The organism is Chryseobacterium panacisoli, from assembly GCF_008274625.1.
Lineage (GTDB): Bacteria > Bacteroidota > Bacteroidia > Flavobacteriales > Weeksellaceae > Chryseobacterium > Chryseobacterium panacisoli.
Genome location: NZ_VTRU01000004.1, coordinates 182752 through 202265, shown reverse-complemented (window position 1 = coordinate 202265; position 19514 = coordinate 182752). Strand labels below are relative to the sequence as shown.

The 19514-nt window shown below is 35.9% G+C and carries 15 protein-coding genes; 8 read left to right on the top strand and 7 right to left on the bottom strand.

The window, feature by feature from the left end; all coding sequences use genetic code 11:
• Positions 1-95 precede the first annotated feature (95 nt).
• The 5 genes from FW781_RS16540 to FW781_RS16520 form a co-directional block, all read right to left on the bottom strand.
• Positions 96-629: a thioredoxin family protein gene (locus FW781_RS16540; RefSeq protein ID WP_149388432.1), complete on the bottom strand. Its 534-nt coding sequence runs from the start codon at positions 627-629 to the stop codon at positions 96-98.
• A 41-nt stretch (positions 630-670) separates the two neighbouring features.
• Entirely contained in the window at positions 671-2206 is a 1536-nt protein-coding gene (locus FW781_RS16535) for a peptide MFS transporter (protein ID WP_149388431.1), read from the bottom strand.
• A gap of 23 nt (positions 2207-2229) precedes the next feature.
• Positions 2230-3222 (bottom strand): PDDEXK nuclease domain-containing protein, encoded by a 993-nt coding sequence (locus FW781_RS16530; protein WP_149388430.1) that lies wholly within the window; start codon positions 3220-3222, stop codon positions 2230-2232.
• Between the two features lie 58 nt (positions 3223-3280).
• Positions 3281-5035 (bottom strand): peptide MFS transporter, encoded by a 1755-nt coding sequence (locus FW781_RS16525; RefSeq protein ID WP_149388429.1) that lies wholly within the window; start codon positions 5033-5035, stop codon positions 3281-3283.
• 134 nt (positions 5036-5169) lie between these two features.
• Positions 5170-6825, bottom strand: a complete 1656-nt coding sequence (locus FW781_RS16520; RefSeq protein ID WP_149388428.1) for a peptide MFS transporter — start codon at positions 6823-6825, stop codon at positions 5170-5172.
• A gap of 143 nt (positions 6826-6968) precedes the next feature.
• On the opposite strand from FW781_RS16520, the gene FW781_RS16515 reads away from it, so the two are divergent.
• Positions 6969-7793: a GLPGLI family protein gene (locus tag FW781_RS16515; protein ID WP_149388427.1), complete on the top strand. Its 825-nt coding sequence runs from the start codon at positions 6969-6971 to the stop codon at positions 7791-7793.
• A 78-nt stretch (positions 7794-7871) separates the two neighbouring features.
• Here the strand turns inward: FW781_RS16515 and FW781_RS16510 are convergent, their stop codons facing one another.
• Positions 7872-10001 (bottom strand): S9 family peptidase, encoded by a 2130-nt coding sequence (locus tag FW781_RS16510; protein ID WP_149388426.1) that lies wholly within the window; start codon positions 9999-10001, stop codon positions 7872-7874.
• Positions 10002-10122: 121 nt separating this feature from the next.
• Between FW781_RS16510 and FW781_RS16505 the strand changes: the two genes are divergently transcribed.
• Together FW781_RS16505 and FW781_RS16500 are read left to right on the top strand one after the other, a co-directional pair.
• On the top strand, positions 10123-10596 hold the full coding sequence (locus FW781_RS16505; RefSeq protein ID WP_149388425.1) for a hypothetical protein: 474 nt from the start codon (positions 10123-10125) through the stop codon (positions 10594-10596).
• A 12-nt stretch (positions 10597-10608) separates the two neighbouring features.
• Positions 10609-10797, top strand: a complete 189-nt coding sequence (locus FW781_RS16500) for a DUF6496 domain-containing protein (protein WP_047382380.1) — start codon at positions 10609-10611, stop codon at positions 10795-10797.
• Positions 10798-10869: 72 nt separating this feature from the next.
• Here the strand turns inward: FW781_RS16500 and glgP are convergent, their stop codons facing one another.
• A complete protein-coding gene (gene glgP / locus FW781_RS16495) occupies positions 10870-12534 on the bottom strand; it encodes an alpha-glucan family phosphorylase (protein ID WP_149388424.1) in 1665 nt (554 codons plus the stop codon).
• Positions 12535-12738: 204 nt separating this feature from the next.
• On the opposite strand from glgP, the gene FW781_RS16490 reads away from it, so the two are divergent.
• From FW781_RS16490 to FW781_RS16470, 5 genes are all read left to right on the top strand, one after another.
• Positions 12739-13536 (top strand): hypothetical protein, encoded by a 798-nt coding sequence (locus tag FW781_RS16490; protein WP_047382384.1) that lies wholly within the window; start codon positions 12739-12741, stop codon positions 13534-13536.
• A 200-nt stretch (positions 13537-13736) separates the two neighbouring features.
• Positions 13737-15839 carry a T9SS type B sorting domain-containing protein gene (locus tag FW781_RS16485; RefSeq protein WP_149388423.1) on the top strand — a complete coding sequence of 701 codons (2103 nt, stop codon included), beginning with the start codon at positions 13737-13739 and terminating at the stop codon, positions 15837-15839.
• A gap of 88 nt (positions 15840-15927) precedes the next feature.
• Positions 15928-16518 carry a DUF1572 family protein gene (locus tag FW781_RS16480; protein ID WP_149388422.1) on the top strand — a complete coding sequence of 197 codons (591 nt, stop codon included), beginning with the start codon at positions 15928-15930 and terminating at the stop codon, positions 16516-16518.
• Positions 16519-16584: 66 nt separating this feature from the next.
• Positions 16585-17931: a tRNA (N(6)-L-threonylcarbamoyladenosine(37)-C(2))-methylthiotransferase MtaB gene (gene mtaB / locus FW781_RS16475; protein ID WP_149388421.1), complete on the top strand. Its 1347-nt coding sequence runs from the start codon at positions 16585-16587 to the stop codon at positions 17929-17931.
• 53 nt (positions 17932-17984) lie between these two features.
• Positions 17985-19502, top strand: coding sequence for an FMN-binding glutamate synthase family protein (locus FW781_RS16470; RefSeq protein ID WP_149388420.1), 1518 nt, complete (start codon positions 17985-17987; stop codon positions 19500-19502).
• The last annotated feature ends 12 nt before the right edge of the window (positions 19503-19514 follow it).

Below are 19514 nucleotides of genomic sequence, written 5' to 3'. Positions count from 1 at the left end.
GACCCGAATTTCGGTAAAATTAAAAAGACTTCCAAAAAATCGGAAGTCTGTATGGTGAATTTTTAGAATTAAATCCGAAAATCGGGATGTCTGGATTAATCTTTAATTTTAGATTTGAACTTTTTCTGGTAATCTTCCCATTGTTCTCTGGTTTTGATCTTTTTGAACAAATCTTTTGAGATCAGTTCCAGATAGGGTTCCAGCTCTTTGGCAGATAATTCTCCCTGAAGAATGGTGATAGGATCTCCATGCTCATCCAGAAAAACGGTACTTGGGACAGCACCTACATTCATATACTGAGTAAACTCATGCAGTGAATTTTTTCCTTTTCTATGCTCGGTATCAGGATTTGAAAATGTTCTTCCAAAGATCTCAATACTCTTTTTTTCTTCCGCATTAAACTTTACAGGATAATAATTCTCGTTCAGGTTCTGCGCAATCACAGGATGTCCGTAGGTTTTTTTATCCATGATTTTGCATGGGCCGCACCAGTCTGCATAAAAATCAATCAGTATTTTTTTAGGATTTTCCTTTTGTGCTTTTAAGGCTTCATCAATGGTCATCCACTTTACCTGGGCAAAACTGAAATTTAATAAAAGGAAGAGTATTATGCTTAAAATTTTCTTCATATTGTGATATTTGGGTAAAAATAAGCATAATTACTTATTTTTTATTTTACATCTTGCATTAATTTTTTCACGTACGGAGATATCAAAATTAATACCACTCCGGCAATTACCGCGTATAAACCCAATTGTTTATATCCATCAGTATAAGTGACTAAAGCATCATAGTTTGTTGAGCCGTCTTTTACTTTAGCCATTCCGGCTCCTATTTGTCCTGCGACATATTGTCCATATGCTGAAGCTAAGAACCACATTCCCATCATCATTCCTTGTAGGTTTTTTGTAGAAAGTTTGGTCATGATTGAAAGACCAATTGGGGATAAGCAAAGTTCTCCAAATGTAATAACAAGAAGTGCAATAGTAAATATATTTAGCGAAGTAATTCCTTGTAGATTTGCGAAAAATTTTGTAGCAAAAAGGACATAGTAACCTAATCCTAAGAATAGAAAGCCAAGCCCAAATTTGATTATTGTATTAGGTTCAATTTTTTTCTTTCCAAGCCAAAGCCATAATAAACCAAATATTGGAGCAAGAAATATGATGAAAAAAGCACCTCCTGAATTATTAACACCATTTGAATCTAGTCCGAATAAATCTTTATTAAGATTATTTGCTGCGAAAATACTTAAAGATCCACCACTTTGTTCATAAATTCCCCAAAATAAAATTGAAAAAAGTATAAAAATTAAAGCTGCCAGAAGTTTTTTTCGTTCAGACGGTGTTACCTTCGTCATTTCATAGAATAGATAAACTAAGGTAAGAGGCCCAATGATATACATGAAGTAATCTGTATATTCTGTTTTATGAACCATTATTTGAATAATTGGAATCAAAGCAAAAGTTCCGATATAAACAGCATACTCTTTCCATTTGCTAATCTTAGCTTCTGGATTGTCGGACATTGGGTGGCCTGGTTGTAATCCTATTGTTCCAAGTCTACGTTGTGTAAATACAAAATTAATTAAACTAATTACCATTACAAAGGCCGCGAGACTGAACGCAATATTCCATCTTAAGTGTTCTGGAATATAATTCGAAAGCATTTCTCCTTTACCAATTGTAATACATACATAACCTCCAATAAGTGCTCCCAAATTGATCCCAGCATAAAATAATGAAAAACCGGCGTCTCTTCTTTCATCATTTGGTTTGTATAAATAGCCAACCATTGTTGAAATGTTTGGTTTAAAAAAACCAGTTCCTACTACAGTAAAAGATATTCCAAGGAAGAAATATTCATGTGGATTAATTGATAAGATAATACTCCCAGCAATCATTAAAATGCCTCCCCAAAATAGAGACTTCCTAAAACCGAGAATTTTATCTGCAAATATTCCTCCTAAAAAAGTAAATGCATAAACAAATGCTTGAATTGCTGCATATTGGAGATTGGCAATTTCATTTTTTTCTGCAATTTTTAAGTGAGAATTTTCAAATAGAACATTTACTATAAAAAAAGTAAGCATTCCACGCATTCCGTAGAAACAGAAACGTTCCCACATTTCAGAGAAAAAAAGGCTCCAGATCTGTCTGGGATATTTTCCTTTGAAATTTTGTATTTCATCTAAAGTTAAGCTCATAATGATATATGATTAAGTTCTAATTAAGGGTTTTTATCTTTCTGATCCAGTTCAAAACGGATTCTGTCCTGGTCAATAATTTGTTTTAATTCTTCTTCTTTTGGGAGGTACAGCAGGTATTTGCTGGCAAATAAATTGTTTTTATCATTTAGGACGGAGTATTTTACAATGGTCTCATCCTTTTCTGAGCATAGTAGAATTCCGATGGTGGGGTTATCACCTTCACCACGTTTCAAATCATCATACATTCTTACATACATATCAATCTGTCCAATATCCTGATGGGAAAGTTCTTCGGTTTTTAGATCGATGATAACAAAACACTTTAATATGTAGTTATAAAAGACAAGATCAATATAGAAGTCCGACGTATCAGTTGAAATATGTTGCTGTCTTGCTACAAAAGCGAATCCCTTTCCAAATTCCAGTAAGAATTTTTGAATATGATCAATAATGGCTGTTTCAATTTCTTTTTCAGAAAATTGTTCATCAGCTTTTAAACCCAGGAATTCAAAAATATAAGGATCTTTTAAAACACTGTGGATGCTGTCTGTGGAAGACTTTTTATGTTCTAAAACCCGTTCATAGGCAAGAGAATTGATTTGTCTTTTTAGATCTCTGTAGTTCCAGTTATTTTGAACAGATTCATTGATATAATAATTCATCTTATCACTATTGTCCAACCTTATCAATAGTCTATAGTGGGTCCAGCTCAATTCGTGACGCAGTGCGTCACATATTGGAAATGCATGATAAAAAGAGCGCATATTTCTTAAGTTACTTTCATCAAACCCTTTTCCAAATTCTAAAGTAAGCTTTTGAGAAAGCTTTTTGAGCGTATATTTTCCGTATTCTGCACGTTCTTTTCCTTGTTGCTCATCTTCCACAATAAGTTTTCCGATTTGCCAGTAGGTGAGCAGTAAAGTAGAATTCGCTATCCGAAAAACTTTTTCGCGCGACTGCTTAATGATCTCCTTTACGGATTGGAATAAAAAATCTTCGGAAATTTCCATCATACGAAAATAAAAAAAACCTCTGACTTAGCAGAGGTTTTATTATATTTTGTTGATACAATTAGTTTACACCGTGCATCATTTTCTTTAAGATAGGTGAAATTAAACCTAAGATTACAGAAGCAATACCACAAAGTACTACGAATACCATGAAGAATTCAAATAGGTTGTGAATTTCAAATCCTACAAAAGTAGGGTTGTGTAACGGAAGCTGAGCTTTATCAAAAGCAGCTACCTGATCTGCAGTTAAGGTTACTTTTTTATCTAATACATCCTGAAGATTTACTCCTATTTCTTCTGCTTTCTTGAATTTATCACCTGTTGCAGGGATAAGTGCTCCTAATGAACCAGCTAATGCATAACCAGCAGCGTTAGAAATGAAGAAAACACCATATAATAATGAAGCAAATCTTTTTGGAGCAAGCTTACCAACCAATGATAAACCAATTGGAGAAAGACAAAGCTCACCACAAGTCTGGATGAAATATAATAACATTAACCATTTGATTGCTAATAATCCTGAGTTTCCAAGATCTTTTACATTGTGTGCAATAATGAAATAAGAAAGAGCGATCAATGCCAGTCCCATTGCTTGTTTGAACGGAGATACCGGCTCTTTTCCTTTTGCTCTTAGTTTATCCCAGCACAAACTGAAAGGAACAGCCAAAAGAACTACGAAAATTCCGTTAAAGATCTGAACCATTGAAGGAGGCATATTCCATCCGAAAATGTTTCTGTCTGTTTGGTTATCCGCAATAAATGTTAATGAAGATCCTGCCTGTTCAAATGCAGCCCAGAAGAAAATAATAAAGAATGATACAATATAGATTACCCAGATTCTTTGTCTTTCTATCTTATTTTCTGCAGAAGACATAATTAAGAAAGCAAGAGCAATACCCGCTGAATAGATAAATGGATAGATGATTCCTTTGATCAGTTGTCCCATTTCAACGGAATTGAATCCAAATTCACCTACAAGAAGGTATCTGAAAACGAAGAATAAAACAACAAATATTCCTCCTGTAATTCCTAAAGCCTGACCTGAGAATTTAGCAGTTTGTGTTTCTCCTTCTTCAAAGTCAGCACTTGTATTATTTTTTGGTAATCCTCCGATAGGTCTTCCTTCCGGAGTTACTACATATTTGTTTTTAAGGATAAAGAATGTTACAGTTCCGATTACCATTGCAATAGAAGCTGCTAAGAATCCCCATTTGAAAGCAAAGATATCTCTTACTCCTGTTGCAGCATCTTTTACGTCTCCTACGTATGGACAGATAAACTGACCAAGGAATGCTCCGATGTTGATCCCCATATAGAAAATGGTGAAGGCTGAATCCAGTTTAGATTTTTCCTGCTTTGGATAAAGACTTCCTACCATTGAGGAAATATTAGGTTTGAAGAATCCGTTACCAAAAATAATAACGAATAATGCCAGCCACATGATCAGTTTAGCACTTCCAATGTCTGCTGAGAAAGTTGAAGCACTGATAAATAATAAGAACTGGCCAATAGCCATTAATGATCCTCCAATGATGATCGCAAATCTGTTTCCAATATACTTATCAGCAATAAACCCTCCTAAAAGAGGTGTTAAATAACATAAAGCTAGAAATCCACCATAGATGATCGCCGCATCAGCTTCTTTTATTAATAAGGAATTTACCATGAAGAGCGTCAAAAGTGCTCTCATCCCATAAAAGTTGAAACGCTCCCACATTTCTGTTCCGAAAAGAACCCATAATCCTTTAGGATGCCTGGAATTCTTATTCTCTACAAATTCATCCGGTTTCGGACTCAATGCTTCAATATTATCCATTTCTATTGTTAATTTTTGTTAAGACTGACAAATATAGTTTATTTTGGGTTTTTGGCAAGGTTTTAATTTTATTTTTAAATAAAAAAGCTGCGGAACTATTCCGCAGCTTACTTATCTTTATAATATTAAGGATTTTAATGTCCTTTTTCTGTCATAATTTTATTCAGCCTTTTTAACATAGAAAGACCTAAAAGTGTAGCAAATATTAACAAAGCAAAATTAACAAGGAAATAATTCGTTTTGTTTTCGTAGTTATACCATGTACTTGCCAGGATTCCGGAAAGCTTATTTCCCACAGAGTTCGCAAGGAAGAATCCTCCCATCATCAATGCGGTGATTCTTGCAGGAGAGAGCTTGGATACAAAGGAAAGTCCCATTGGAGACAAACATAATTCCCCGATGGTAATTACTCCATAGCTGGCAACAAGCCATAGTGGAGATACTTTTACAGCACCATTATCTCCGGCCATGACTGCTAAAACCATTACCAGACAGGAAAGTCCGGAAATAAATAGTCCTAAAACAATCTTGGTTGGAGTCAATGGTTCTTTTCCTTTTCTTCTCAACAATGCCCAAAATCCAACGATCACTGGAGTCAAAGCAATAACCCAGAACGGATTGATAGACTGGAATAATTCTGTATTGTATAAATATACTTTGTTTTCAGGGTTTTTCTCAAGGGCAGCACGCTGTTCAGGAGATATGTTTTTAAAATAAACATCTTTCCCCATTTCCTTTTTAGTTTCTCCATTGTCATCTTTTTGAGATCTGAACTGATTGTCATACACCGGAGTTTCTTTGTTTTCATAGCTCTTACCTTCCACCATATAAATACCTTCCAATGGCTTTTCAAGAGCAGCAGGAACACTTCTGTCCGTGTAATAATTCGCCCACCTCGTTAAAGCTGTACCATTCTGTTTGAAAACAGCCCAGAAGAACATACTGATCAGGAATACAGAAAGTAGGGCTCCGATTGAGGCTTTTTCGTCTGGTTTAGCTTTAAAGTAAAGGGATGCGTAGAAGTAGATTACAGGTACACACGCAAAAATAAAGGCATCTGTACTGTCACTTCCAAAAATATTGTTAGGAACAAACCAACCTATTGCTCCGGCAATAATGGCAGGAACAAATACTTTAAGCATAATTTCCGAAAGCTTGGTATCTCCTTCCTGTACAGGTTTCATTTGTGCAGCATGGATATAATGCTTCCTTCCGATGGTAAAAATCACCATACCAATAAGCATTCCTACTCCGGCAGTGATGAATGCCTCACCCCAGCCAAATTTATTACGCATAAATGCTGCAATAATGTTACAGATAAATGCTCCGATATTGATTCCCATGTAGAAAATATTATATCCGGAGTCTTTATTAGCTTTATAAGGTTCCTCAGAATAAAGGTTTCCCAGTAATGTTGAGATTGTAGGTTTAAAGAAACCATTCCCAATAATAATTAATGCCAGTGAAGCATAAAACAGAGGTAAATCTTTAAACACCCCCATACCGATATATCCGGCAGCCATTAAAAAACCTCCCAGATAAATAGATTTAATATATCCTAAAACTCTGTCTGCCAGAAATCCACCAATGAAAGGAGTCAGATAAGTTAAGGCAATGTAAGTTCCGAAAATATCATCAGCAGTTTTGTCAGGTAGTCCAAGTCCTCCTTTCATGCCCGTAGGCTCAATAACATACAGCACAAAGATTCCAAGAATCAGGTAATACCCGAAACGTTCCCACATCTCTGTAAAAAAGAGGAAGGGCAGGCCTTTAGGATGTTTAGTCTTCATATATTCAATTTTCAAATTTCCCAAAAATAGCTTTTTAATTTTAATTGATAAAATAAATAATACTTGCTTAAATGATTAATGAAATAAATATAAAACCATTTTGGTTGGAACAATGATTTTTTATAAATTGACAGAATTAAACTATGAAAAAGCTATTATTTTTATTGTTGGGAGCATTCACCTGTTTTGCTCAAAGCAACAGATTTGTGTATGATGTTGTATCTAAGAAAGATTCCACGTCAAAAAATCTTATTAAAGAAAATTTTAATTTGGATATTTCTAAAGATGAAATGAAATATTATAATAGAATATACTATATCAATGATTCAATATTTGCAACTAAAAACCAATACGGATATAAAGGCTATAAGCTGACTTCATTTCTGATTAAAAAAAATAACAGCAATGAATATCAGAACTATGAATATATAGGAGATGTGAATTTTTATAAAATTAATGAGAAGGCAGATCAGAACTGGAAAATTTCAGATAGCACAAAAACATTTGGAGGCTATAAGGTTCAACAAGCAACGACACAATTTGGCGGAAGAAGCTGGGTAGCATGGTTTTCTAAAGATATCCCCATTCCTTATGGACCATATAAATTTAATGGATTACCAGGACTCATTGTAGAGTTGTATGACACAAAGAAAAACTATCATTTCAAGGTCATAAAAAGCGAAAAAATCACAGAGGAATATAAGCGGGTTTCGTTAGAAAATTCTATTTCCAGAGCAATTCCTGTTAATCAGGCCAAGCTGGATAAACTGAAACTAGAATTATATGATAGTCCTTTTAAATATATAATGAATGGAAGGCTTGCTTTACCCGAAGGAAAAAAACTATTGCTGGATGACGGAACTGTTCTCTCAAAAGAAGAATTAAAACCTGCTGAGGGCAGAGAACGAAAAAAAATAAAATCTTTTAATAATCCTATTGAATTAGATAAAGCGATAAAATATCCTTAGTGAACGGATATGTATAAATCAAAAAAGAACCTTTTCAGATTCAGAAAGGGTTCTTTTTTGATTTTTGGAGATATAATTTTATAAATTATTCAAGATGAAGTCAGTCATTTTCTGATATAACTGAGGTCTTGTCTGTCCACCATAAATTCCATGGTTTTTATCCGGGTAAGCCATGAAGTCAAATTGTTTCTTGTTTTGAATCAATGCTTCAGAGAATTCCATAGAGTTCTGGAAATGAACGTTGTCATCGGCAGTTCCGTGAATCAGAAGGAATTTACCTTTCAACAGGTTTGCATATTCTGTAGGGGAGTTTTTATCATATCCATCAGGGTTTTCCTGAGGTGTTCTCATAAATCTTTCTGTGTATACAGAATCGTAATATCTCCAGTTGGTTACCGGAGCTACAGCAATTCCCATTTTGAAAACATCAGCTCCTTTGGTCATTGCTAAGCTGGTCATATAACCACCAAAGCTCCATCCGAACATTCCGATTCTGCTTTTGTCAATATAAGACTGGTTTCCAAGCCACTTTGCTGCTGTGATTTGATCTTCAATCTCATATTTTCCTAAGTTCATGTAGGTTACTTTCTTGTATTTAGCTCCCTTGTAGCCAGTTCCGCGTCCGTCTACACAGGCTACGATATATCCTTTTTGTACAAGATGGTTGAACCACATTGCATTTCCGTTATCCCATGAATTGGCAACCTGCTGAGATCCCGGTCCGGAATACTGGAACATAAATAAAGGATACTTTTTATTCGGATCAAAGTTCTTAGGCTTCATGATCCATGCATTCATCTGATCACCAACAGCATTTGGAATGGTGATGAATTCTTTTTCAACAAAATTATCCGTTTTTAATTTCTGTAACTGATCATTGTTGTTTTGAAGTTCTTTTACTGCTTTTCCGTTCCCGTCTTTTAAAATATAAGTGTAAGGTTTTGCTGCTGTAGAAGAGGTTTCAATGAAATAATTATAGTTCTTGCTGAAATTGGCAGCATTGTTTCCTTCTGCATTAGAGATCAGCTGAGATTTTCCGTTTTCAATATTTACTTTGGAAACCACTTTATTGATACTTCCTTTCTCGGTAGTCTGAACGTAAATTTCTTTCGACTTTGGATTGAATCCATAATAATCTGTTACCTCCCAGTTTCCTTTTGTGATCTGCTTTTTAAGCTTACCATCTTTGTCATACCAGTAAAGGTGGCGGTTTCCATCTCTTTCAGAAGCCCAAAGGAAAGAATCATCTTCAAGGAATTCCAGTGTAGGACTGTCTGTATCGATCCATTTATCATCCGTTTCAGTAAATAATTTCTGTACTGCCCCTGTTTTGGTATTTACTTTTAAAATATCCGAAGCATTCTGAATTCTCTCAGAAGTAATTAAAACAATTTCATCCGGTTTTGCAGTCTGGAATACATTCGGGATGTAATAGTTCTTGAAAGAACCTAAATTCAGCGGCATTGTTTTTCCGTTATCAAGACGGTATAACTGTGCGGAAACTATAGAATTTTTTTCGCCGGCTTTTGGATATTTATAACGCATTTCAGCGGGGTAAAGACTCTTTCCATAGATTGGAATGTAGATTTCCGGAACCTGGCTTTCGTCAGACTTTACAAATACGATAGCATCAGAATTTTTGGTCCATTCGTACTGTCTTGCATGCCCGAATTCTTCTTCATACACCCAATCTGCCAGGCCATTCAATATTGAATTCTTTTTACCGTCAGTAGTGATCTGAGTGATTTTTCCTGAAGCAAGGTCCTGATAAAATAAATTGTTATCAGAAATAAAGGCCACTTTTGTCGCATCCGGGGAAAATGTTGGCTCCTGAACGGTTTTACCTTCATTCAGACTGATTACTTTTCCGGATTTTAAATCTTTTACTTCAAATTTTCCCAGGAAAGAATGTCTGTAAATTGGCTGGCTTCCTGTCTGTAAAAGGATTTTAGACTCATCATCGGAAAAAATATAGCTTTCAAACTTTCCGTCCACAAGATTCCCTTCTTTCTGTGAAGTTTTATAAGAATATTTTGCAATTCCTGATGGTTCAATGACAAGATAATTTTCACCGTTTTTCATGGAGGTGATTCCTGCAATCCCCTTTCCACGGTAATATCCTGAATATATTTTATCTAATGTGATTTCCTGTGCTGATACATTTTGAAATACTGCAGCTACAGTAAGAGTTAAGAGTAGTTTTTTCATTTCTAACATTAATGGATTTCAAAGATAATAATTTTATTAAAATGTGTAAAAAAGCTTTTCAAATAAGCTTTTTGGCAAAAAAATTGAATATCATTACTTATAATCAAATCAAATAATAATTATGGAAACGAATGCATACAACCAGAAACTGAACCGTTATGTATTAAACGACCAGATTGTTTATACAGGTTTTTCCAGTTTTAATGACGCTGAAGAATGTGCTCATAAAAAAGGAGGAATATTGGTGGAAGTAGTGTTTAGAGACGGAAATGATAATCCCGAAATCACTGACGAAGCGGGTTTAATAGAAAAAAAGCTTCATTACCATGTGTATGCAGGCGATGAATACAAATTTATTCATTCCTCAGATCCGGGATTCAGAAAATATGCGGATGAACTGCAAAAAATTAAAGCAAGAGAGCAGCAATCTCCGCCTGATGAAAGATATTTTGCCAATTTTGAAATTGAAAATGCGGAAGACCCGATCATTGTGATCAAGAATGATCATTTTGAATCGGTAACATCGAGAGAGCGTTCAAAGTATTTGAAACATGCCTGTGTTTATGAATTAGGGGTATCCCTGCCAAAATCTTAAAAAAATCTGATCATGAGCAAGACTAAATATTCAGAAAAAGCTCAGGACAAAGTAGGAAAAGTAATGCACGAGTTCAAGGAGGGAAAACTGAAATCTTCTTCCGGAAAAAAAGTGACCAGCAGAAAGCAAGCCGTCGCCATTGGCATTTCGGAAGCCAAAGAAAAGGGACTTAAAGTGCCTGCTAAGAAAAAGAGTAAATAAACGTATAAAAGAAAAGCCCGGAAATTTTCCGGGCTTTTTTATGAGATGTAAAACTGTGAATTCGTATTTTCTCTATTTCGTTTCATTATAAAGCACTCTGTAATATTCATCTGCCATCCTGTCGCTGTTGAAGTGATCTTTCACATCATTCATTGCATTGTGCTGTATTTTTCTCCATTCATCAGGACGATCATAATAGGTTGGGAGAATTTCATTTTCAAGGATTTCATATAATTTGTTTAAATCATAATTGTCCTGCTCATAGATGCTCATATTCAGATAATCTGCTTTCGGAACAACGAAAGAGTTTTCTCTGTGTCTGGCAAATTCCGGGATCCAGCCATCATCAGTGGATAAATTCACTGAGCCGTTCATAGCCGCAGTCATACCAGATGTACCTGAAGCTTCCCTTGGAACTCTGGGATTATTAAGCCATAGATCCGAACCTTGTTTTAAAGATTTGCTTAAAGAAAGTTCATATCCCGTAAGAACAGCTATACTTTTATGATTTTTACTTTCCTCAACCAGAGTATTGAATGTGGAAATGGCGGAATAGTCCATGGGATAAGGTTTTCCTGCCCAAATGATTTGTACCGGATATTTTGGATTGTTCAGAAGCCTGTAGAATCTTTCTTTATCATGTAAAAGAAGTTCTGCTCTTTTGTAGCCTGCAAATCTTCTTGCCCAGACAATTGTAAAGATATTAGGATTAAATAAATTTCCCGTTTGATCTGCAACGATACTGAACAGCTTTTTCTTTAAATACTTTTTACGGTAGTCAAAAACGGTTGCATCATTTTCGTCTTTGGCATTGTACAAAGGTTTATCAGACCAGTATTTGAATTCCTGTGCATTAGTGATAGACGTAATTTCACAGATGTCAGAATATTTATTCCACATGGCTCTGGAAACCACTCCATGAAGCTGGGAAACTCCGTTGGCGATTCTGGCCATCCTCAATGCACAAAGGGAATGATTGAAACGGTCATCATCAGAACCTTCAATCTTTTTTACTTCTTCCATGCTGTAGCCGGAGAAATAGGACATATCATAACATAATCTGAAACTATGTTTTTCATTTCCTGCTTCTTCAGGGGTATGTGTGGTGAACACCAGTTTTTCCTTAACTTTATTGAGGTCTCCGTTATATTTTTTCAACAGGTAAAAGGCTGCCGGAAGTCCATGGGCCTCGTTAAGGTGGTAAACATCTCTTTCAATATTCAATTCATCCAATAGCTTTGCTCCTCCTTTTCCTAATAAAATATATTGAGCAAGTTTGGTAGATTCATTGGCATCATATAATTTGTGACAGATCGTTTTGGAAACATGGTCATTTTCCGGAACATCTGTTGACAGAAAAAACATAGGTGCCGTATTGAAAGTTTCAGGATCAAGGTACCATACTTTTACCCAAACCGGAGCACTGTGGATTTCGATTTGAAATTTTATTCCCGTATCTTCCAGAAAGCTGTACATTTTTCTCGTCCATACAGGCTGTAAAGTCTGATCATGATTTCTTGCCTGATCATAATAACCAAACTTCCATAGAATACCGATTCCTATAAGGTCCTGCTTAAGATTATAGGCACTTCTCATATGAGATCCTGCCAGAAAGCCAAGTCCTCCCGAATATATTTTAAGTACTTGCTCAAGAGCAAATTCCATCGAGAAATAGGCTGTTCTTTTTGAATATTGAGGATTGATATTGTAGGGTATTCTGAAATTCCTAAAATCCATAAATGTGCGTTTGTGTTAGAAAAAAGCAAAGGTATTAATTATGAAAATAAACTTTACATTAATTAACAGATAAATTAATTTTAAAACGAAGTGTTGAATTGTTTTTTTACTTACCTTTAAGTGTGTAAAATTTTGATTATCAAAAACTTTTAACGATGAAAGCCCATGGCTGCATGTGTTCTTAATTAAATAAAAAAATCACACATGAAAAAGACGTTTTCTGAGGAAGATCTGATAAAGAATCTGAGTTTATATTATCTGAACAGGCATTTGAAAAAAAAGCCCATAGAGAAGTATCACCGTACCATAGACGAATCTCCGCTTCATGACCGTGAAAAATACAGAAAGAAATCCGAGATTCTGCTTCTCAATTCTTTTATGCATCACTTCCCCGAAGTGAAATTTGAAAACCTTACCTGCGAGAGCCCAGACTTTATCGCAAAGTTAAACGACAAAAAAATTGGAATAGAACTGACTGAAGTGATCAATCATCTGGAAATGAAAAAAGTGGAAAGTACTTTGAATAAAATGTTTCGTCAGGCAGAAATATTATTAGAACAGGAAGACACTACGAAATATCGTGGTGTTTATTTTTTAGAATTCCACCCGGAAACTAAATTTGATCATCTTGAAGCACAGCAGGAAAATATCATTAATATCTATAAAAGCATCAAAAAAAATAAAGCCGTGGGTTGTGTAAAAAGCATAAGAAAATCTTTTCACCGGAGAAATGTCTTTATCACCCATGAATATAACATGAACCTTTTTGATGAACTCTGCTCGGAAAAAATTCTGGAACTTATAGAAAAGAAAAATGAAAAATTTCCTTATTACGATACTTCAGTGGATGAATGCTGGCTGGTAATTGTTTCAGATATGAATTCTATTGCTTCAAGATATACCTTTATTCAGGATAAAGAACATTTGACGGAAGTGAAGAGCCCTTTCCATAAAATATTTCATCTTGAAAATCTGTGTGGGAATATCACCAGCATAAAATAAAATTTCGTTTATTTTATGTATTGGTTATTTCATGCTTTAATTTGGAATTGTATGAACTATTTTAAATTATTTGGTGCTTTAATTTAAAATAGTTTAAAATTATCTGGATTTTATTGTTTGTAATTAAAATATGGGTATATTTGGTGTACGTTGAATATCAGTACGATGTATAACTAATGAACCATAAAAACATGTAATCTATGAGAAAACTTTTACTTTTCATACTTCTGTGCATCTCTCATACTTATTATTCTCAGGCAGATTGTGCTACCGCATTGTCCGTCTGCGGAAACTCAAATATTACTTACAGTCCTACAGGATATGGTAATATAAAAGAATTGGTCAACTCGGGAAGCTGTATAGATTTTACCGGAGAGCACAATTCCATTTGGTATAAAATTACGATTGCTACCGGAGGTACCCTTACTTTTGATCTGGTTCCGAATAATCCGGATGCCGATTATGACTGGGCCATTTTTGGTCCTAATGTGAACTGTGGAAGCTTGGGATCTCCAATACGTTGTAATGCTGCAACTGTTATCGGGCCCGGTCCGGCTACAGGATTAAATATGACAAGCACTCTTTTAAGTGCTGCCGGAGGTTCCCTGACTCCTTATTGCAGATACATGGATGTTTTACCAGGGCAAACCTATTATTTGTTTATTGACAACTGGGTAAGCAGCACCAGTTCTACAACCGCTCCGTTTTCTTTGACATGGGGTGGAACCGCCACACTGGCTTCACCTTTTACAGATCCTAATATCCAGACGCAGCCGTTTAATCCTCCTGGAATTCCGGCAGCCAATCCTGCCGATCCAAGAGAAGTGGTTATATGCTCAAGTACAGCTTTGTTTGATTTTTCTACATTATCTGCAGGAATTCTTAATGGAAATCAAAACTTTAATGTAAGTTATCATCTGAGTCAGAATGATGCTTTAACAGGGAATAACCCTATTACTGCTCCAATCACAGTAAATACAACTACTGTTTACTATTACAGTATCAATTATACCGATCCAACCAATGCCTCTAATCCGCTTAATAAATGTAAACAGGTTGGAACATTTAAATTCAAAGACGGTTCTATTACAGTTAAAAATGTAACATTAACCGAATGTAACAATAATAATGCAGGTACAGCTTTATTTGATTTAACCACAGCAGATGTTATTGGAAATCCGAATGTCACTAAAAAGTACTATCATACGATGGCGGATCTCAATGCCGGTATGAATGAGATTACTACTCCTATGGCATTTGTATCTGCAGAAGGGGTTGTTTATGTAAAAGTCATCTCTGAATTTGGCTGTACTGCAGTCGCGCAGATCACACTGAAGTTTTATCCGGTAGTGGTTGTGAATGAAGTGACATTAAGATCATGTTTCATAGAGGGCAATCCATCCACGGCATCTTTCAATCTTGTCAATGCTTCGGTAACGGGGCAGACGAACCCTACAAAAAAATACTATCCTTCAATGACGGATGCTGTCAATCAGACTAATGAGATTCTGAATGCTACTAATTATATTGCTCCTAATGGATTTGTATATGTAAGAGTTTCCAACGGTCAGGGATGTTATGCTGTGGCCAGAATTACCTTAGTGGTTATTGAGCCGGTATATTCTGCTACGCTTAAAGATGTAACCATTTGTGCAGAAGATCAGGCCACACTGGACGCGGGCGCAGGATTCAAAAGCTACGAATGGAGTACAGGAGCCACTACCCAAACGATCAAAGCAGGAATCGGAGTATATTGGGTAAAACTTAAAACCGGAGAATGTATTGCTATGCAGACAGTAAAAGTACTTCCTTCCGAACAGCCGGTTGTTTCCGGAATTGATATTTCTAATAATACCATTACCGTATCTGTAACAGGAGGAAATCCGGCATATAAATATTCAATAGACAATATCACTTGGCAGGATTCCAATGTTTTTAATAATCTTTTGAGAGGAGATCATAAAGTATATGTAAAAGATGCTTACGATTGCGATCCGATAGAAATAGGAGTGGTTGTCCCAAATTTGGTTAACGTAATTACCCCGAATGCTGATGGTGTGAATGATGTGATTGATTATTCAGCATTAGGCAGCAAACAAAACCTGATCATGAATATTTTTGACCGCTATGGAAACAAAATCTTCCAGGCAGATAAATCAAATGGCTATAAATGGGATGGTACACAGGGCGGAAGAAGAGTACCTACCGGAACTTATTGGTATTCTATTACATGGAATGAAAATGATAAAAATAATACCGCAATCAAATTTACAGGTTGGGTATTGGTGAAAAACAGGGAATAACAGAAAAATATAATACATAGAAAAAACCACTTCGTTGAAGTGGTTTTTGTTTTTAAAAGTTTTTAAATTAGTTATCAAAATAGAAAGTATGAAAGACCTGTTTGTAAAACGTTTTGAATATTATAAATCCCTGGGAGATAAAACATTTGGCCAGCTTACTGATGAGCAGATGTTTTGGCAGTATAATGATGAGAGCAATTCTATTGCCGTCATTGTGAAACATATTGCAGGGAATATGCTTTCCAGATGGACTAATTTTCTGACAGAAGATGGAGAAAAATCATGGCGTAACCGTGATGGAGAATTTGTCAATACATTTACTACTAAAGAACAGGTGCTGGACTTTTGGGAAAAAGGCTGGGAATGTTTTTTTGATGCCCTTGAAAAGATAAATGATGGTAATATGTATTCAACAACTTATATAAGAGGGGAAGCTCATCCTGTCATTGATGCTGTTCTCCGCCAGCTGGCTCACTATCCTTATCATATCGGCCAGATTGTTTATATCGCTAAAATGATAAAAAATGAAGATTGGAATACACTGTCTATCGCCAGAAACCGTTCTCAGGAATTTAATGCAGAAATGAAAACTAAGTTTTTAAACAATGAACCGGCTGCCAATTCATCACCCGTCTGCTTTCAAAACAGCCCTGAAGTAAGGGATGAATATAAACAATAGATTGAATCAATCTTGGATTCTTATTAAAATTACTATCTTTGCACCCATAAAATTCAGGAGTAACAAATGTCTACTTTTCATAGAACTGCCGCGTTTCATACACTTGGCTGCAAATTAAACTTTGCAGAAACATCTACTATTGCCCGTCAATTAACAGATGCAGGTTATGATAAGGTAAGTTTTGATGATAAAGCGAATGTGTATGTTATCAATACATGTTCTGTGACAGAAAATGCTGACCGTGAGTGCAAAATGCACGTTAAAAGAGCAATGAAAGCCAATCCGGAAGGACTGGTGGTTATTGTTGGATGCTATGCACAGTTGAAACCTGAAGAAATTTCACAAATTGAAGGGGTAGACCTTGTTTTAGGAGCAAAAGAAAAATTCAATATTCTGAGCTACCTTGATGATTTAGAGAAATCTGAAAGTGAAGGAGTCGTTCACTCATGTGAAATTGAAGAAACAGACTTCTTTATCGGAAGTTATTCCATTGGAGACAGAACCAGAGCTTTCCTGAAAGTGCAGGATGGCTGTGACTATAAATGTACATACTGTACGATTCCGTTAGCCAGAGGAATTTCACGTTCCGATACTATTGAAAATGTTCTCAGAAATGCCACAGAAATTGCGGCAAAAGACATCAAAGAAATTGTTCTGACAGGGGTGAATATTGGTGATTATGGTAAAGGAGAATTCGGAAATAAAAGACACGAGCATACTTTCCTTGATCTTATTTCAGAACTGGATAAAGTAGAAGGGATTGAAAGAATCCGTATATCTTCTATTGAGCCCAATCTTTTGAAAGATGAAAGCATTGAACTGGTTTCTAAAAGTAAAAGTTTTGTTCCGCATTTTCATATCCCGTTACAGTCCGGAAGCGATGATCTCCTGAAAAAGATGAAGCGCCGTTACCTGACAAAACTATACAATGACAGAGTCAACAAGATCCGCGAGGTAATGCCAGATGCGGCTATTGGTGTAGATGTTATTGTAGGATTTCCGGGAGAAACAGAGGAGAAATTTATGGAAACCTATAATTTCCTTAATGAACTTCCTATTACTTATCTTCATGTATTTACCTATTCTGAAAGAGAAAATACGGAAGCCGCTGCAATGGAAGGTGTTGTTCCGGTAGCTGAAAGAAAAAAACGTAATAAAATGCTTAGAATTTTATCTGAAAAGAAGAAAATGGCATTTTATCAGACACAACTTGGAAAATCGCTTCCTGTTCTTTGGGAGCACGAAAATAAAGACGGGAAAATGTTTGGCTTTACAGAAAACTATGTGAGGGTTCAGAAAGACTTTGACCCCGCATCAGTAAACAAAATCGAATTTCTGAATTTAGAAAAAATCCTGTCAGATGGCACGGTTTCAGTGCAATCTTCCTACCAAAATTTTTTAGCAAAAGCATAGGCTCTTTGCAAAATTTCCACTAAATTTATTTTTAAACTTTAAATACTACATTCATGAGAGATAAGTTTTTATCTTGGGGAATTGTATTAGTAGTTGCTATATGGATTATAGCACTGCTGATCAGAGCGCATTATTGGATACCAACACTGTTATCCGCAATTTATGCATTAGGTGTATACAATGCTTACCAGTCAAAGCATGCTATTTTGAGGAACTTTCCTGTATTGGGGTACTTCAGGTATTTTTTTGAGAGTATTTCACCAGAAATGCAGCAATACTTTATTGAGAGGGAGACAGACGGGAAACCGTTTCCAAGAAATCAGCGTTCTGCAGTATATAGACGTGCGAAAAATTTAAGTGATACCGTGGCTTTCGGTACACAGCTGGAAGTTAATCACAGAAAATATGAAGGGATCAAGCATTCTATTTATGCAAAATCACCATCAGAAGAACTTCCGAGAGTATGGGTAGGAGGAGAGCAATGTACACAGCCTTACCACGCCTCGTTATTTAATATCTCAGCCATGAGTTTTGGAGCATTGAGTGACAGGGCTCAGATTTCCCTGAACAGAGGGGCCAAAAAAGGAAACTTTTATCACAATACAGGAGAAGGAGGAATTTCACCTCACCATATGGAAGGAGGTGACTTATGCTGGCAGATCGGAACAGGATACTTTGGATGCCGTGATGAAGAAGGAAAGTTCAATCCGGAGCTTTTTGAAAAATATGCTACACTCCCTAATGTGAAAATGGTAGAGATTAAATTATCACAAGGGGCAAAACCAGGACATGGAGGAGTCCTTCCAGGCGTAAAAAATACTCCGGAAATTGCAGCGATCCGTCACGTAACACCGGGAATGACCGTTATTTCGCCACCATCACATACATCATTCTCTGATGCAGCAGGACTGTTGAGGTTTGTACAGCAACTAAGAGAGCTTTCAGGCGGAAAACCCATTGGATTTAAGCTTTGTATAGGAGATACCAAAGAATTTGAAGATATCTGCGTTCAAATGAATGTTCTGAAAATTTATCCGGACTTTATTACCATAGACGGAGCTGAAGGAGGAACAGGAGCTGCACCACCGGAATTCTCAGATGGAGTGGGGATGCCATTAGAACCGGCCTTGATATTTGTGAACAGAACGCTTAATAATTATAACTTAAGAAACAAATTAAGAGTGATAGCAAGTGGTAAGGTTCTTACGAGTTTAGATATTCTTAGAGCTATTTCGATGGGGGCTGATATGTGTAACAATGCAAGAGGATTTATGTTCTCTCTGGGATGTATTCAGGCACTAAGATGTAACACAAACAACTGTCCTACGGGAGTTGCTACACAAGATAAAATGCTTATCAAAGGACTTGATGTAACGGATAAGGCAGAAAGAGTATATCATTTCCATAAAAACACCCTTCATACCTGCAATGAACTGATTGCTGCTGCTGGAAGAAGTTCTTATGAAGAAGTAGATGCTACCATGTTTATGAGAGGAGATGAATTTGACCACCTGGCCGACCTTTATTTCCCGGATATTTTGGGAAATGTAAAACAGAAGGCAAGATCATAATACTGATAAATA

Excerpts from the sequence above, each read along its gene's own strand:
- FW781_RS16540 (WP_149388432.1), bottom strand. The coding sequence starts at position 629 with ATGAAGAAAATTTTAAGCATAATACTCTTCCTTTTATTAAATTTCAGT.
- mtaB (WP_149388421.1), top strand. The coding sequence starts at position 16,585 with ATGTCTACTTTTCATAGAACTGCCGCGTTTCATACACTTGGCTGCAAA.
- FW781_RS16470 (WP_149388420.1), top strand. The coding sequence starts at position 17,985 with ATGAGAGATAAGTTTTTATCTTGGGGAATTGTATTAGTAGTTGCTATA.
- FW781_RS16490 (WP_047382384.1), top strand. The coding sequence starts at position 12,739 with ATGAAAAAGACGTTTTCTGAGGAAGATCTGATAAAGAATCTGAGTTTA.
- FW781_RS16525 (WP_149388429.1), bottom strand. The coding sequence starts at position 5,035 with ATGGATAATATTGAAGCATTGAGTCCGAAACCGGATGAATTTGTAGAG.
- FW781_RS16500 (WP_047382380.1), top strand. The coding sequence starts at position 10,609 with ATGAGCAAGACTAAATATTCAGAAAAAGCTCAGGACAAAGTAGGAAAA.
- FW781_RS16510 (WP_149388426.1), bottom strand. The coding sequence starts at position 10,001 with ATGAAAAAACTACTCTTAACTCTTACTGTAGCTGCAGTATTTCAAAAT.
- FW781_RS16505 (WP_149388425.1), top strand. The coding sequence starts at position 10,123 with ATGGAAACGAATGCATACAACCAGAAACTGAACCGTTATGTATTAAAC.
- glgP (WP_149388424.1), bottom strand. The coding sequence starts at position 12,534 with ATGGATTTTAGGAATTTCAGAATACCCTACAATATCAATCCTCAATAT.
- FW781_RS16515 (WP_149388427.1), top strand. The coding sequence starts at position 6,969 with ATGAAAAAGCTATTATTTTTATTGTTGGGAGCATTCACCTGTTTTGCT.
- FW781_RS16530 (WP_149388430.1), bottom strand. The coding sequence starts at position 3,222 with ATGATGGAAATTTCCGAAGATTTTTTATTCCAATCCGTAAAGGAGATC.
- FW781_RS16485 (WP_149388423.1), top strand. The coding sequence starts at position 13,737 with ATGAGAAAACTTTTACTTTTCATACTTCTGTGCATCTCTCATACTTAT.
- FW781_RS16480 (WP_149388422.1), top strand. The coding sequence starts at position 15,928 with ATGAAAGACCTGTTTGTAAAACGTTTTGAATATTATAAATCCCTGGGA.
- FW781_RS16535 (WP_149388431.1), bottom strand. The coding sequence starts at position 2,206 with ATGAGCTTAACTTTAGATGAAATACAAAATTTCAAAGGAAAATATCCC.
- FW781_RS16520 (WP_149388428.1), bottom strand. The coding sequence starts at position 6,825 with ATGAAGACTAAACATCCTAAAGGCCTGCCCTTCCTCTTTTTTACAGAG.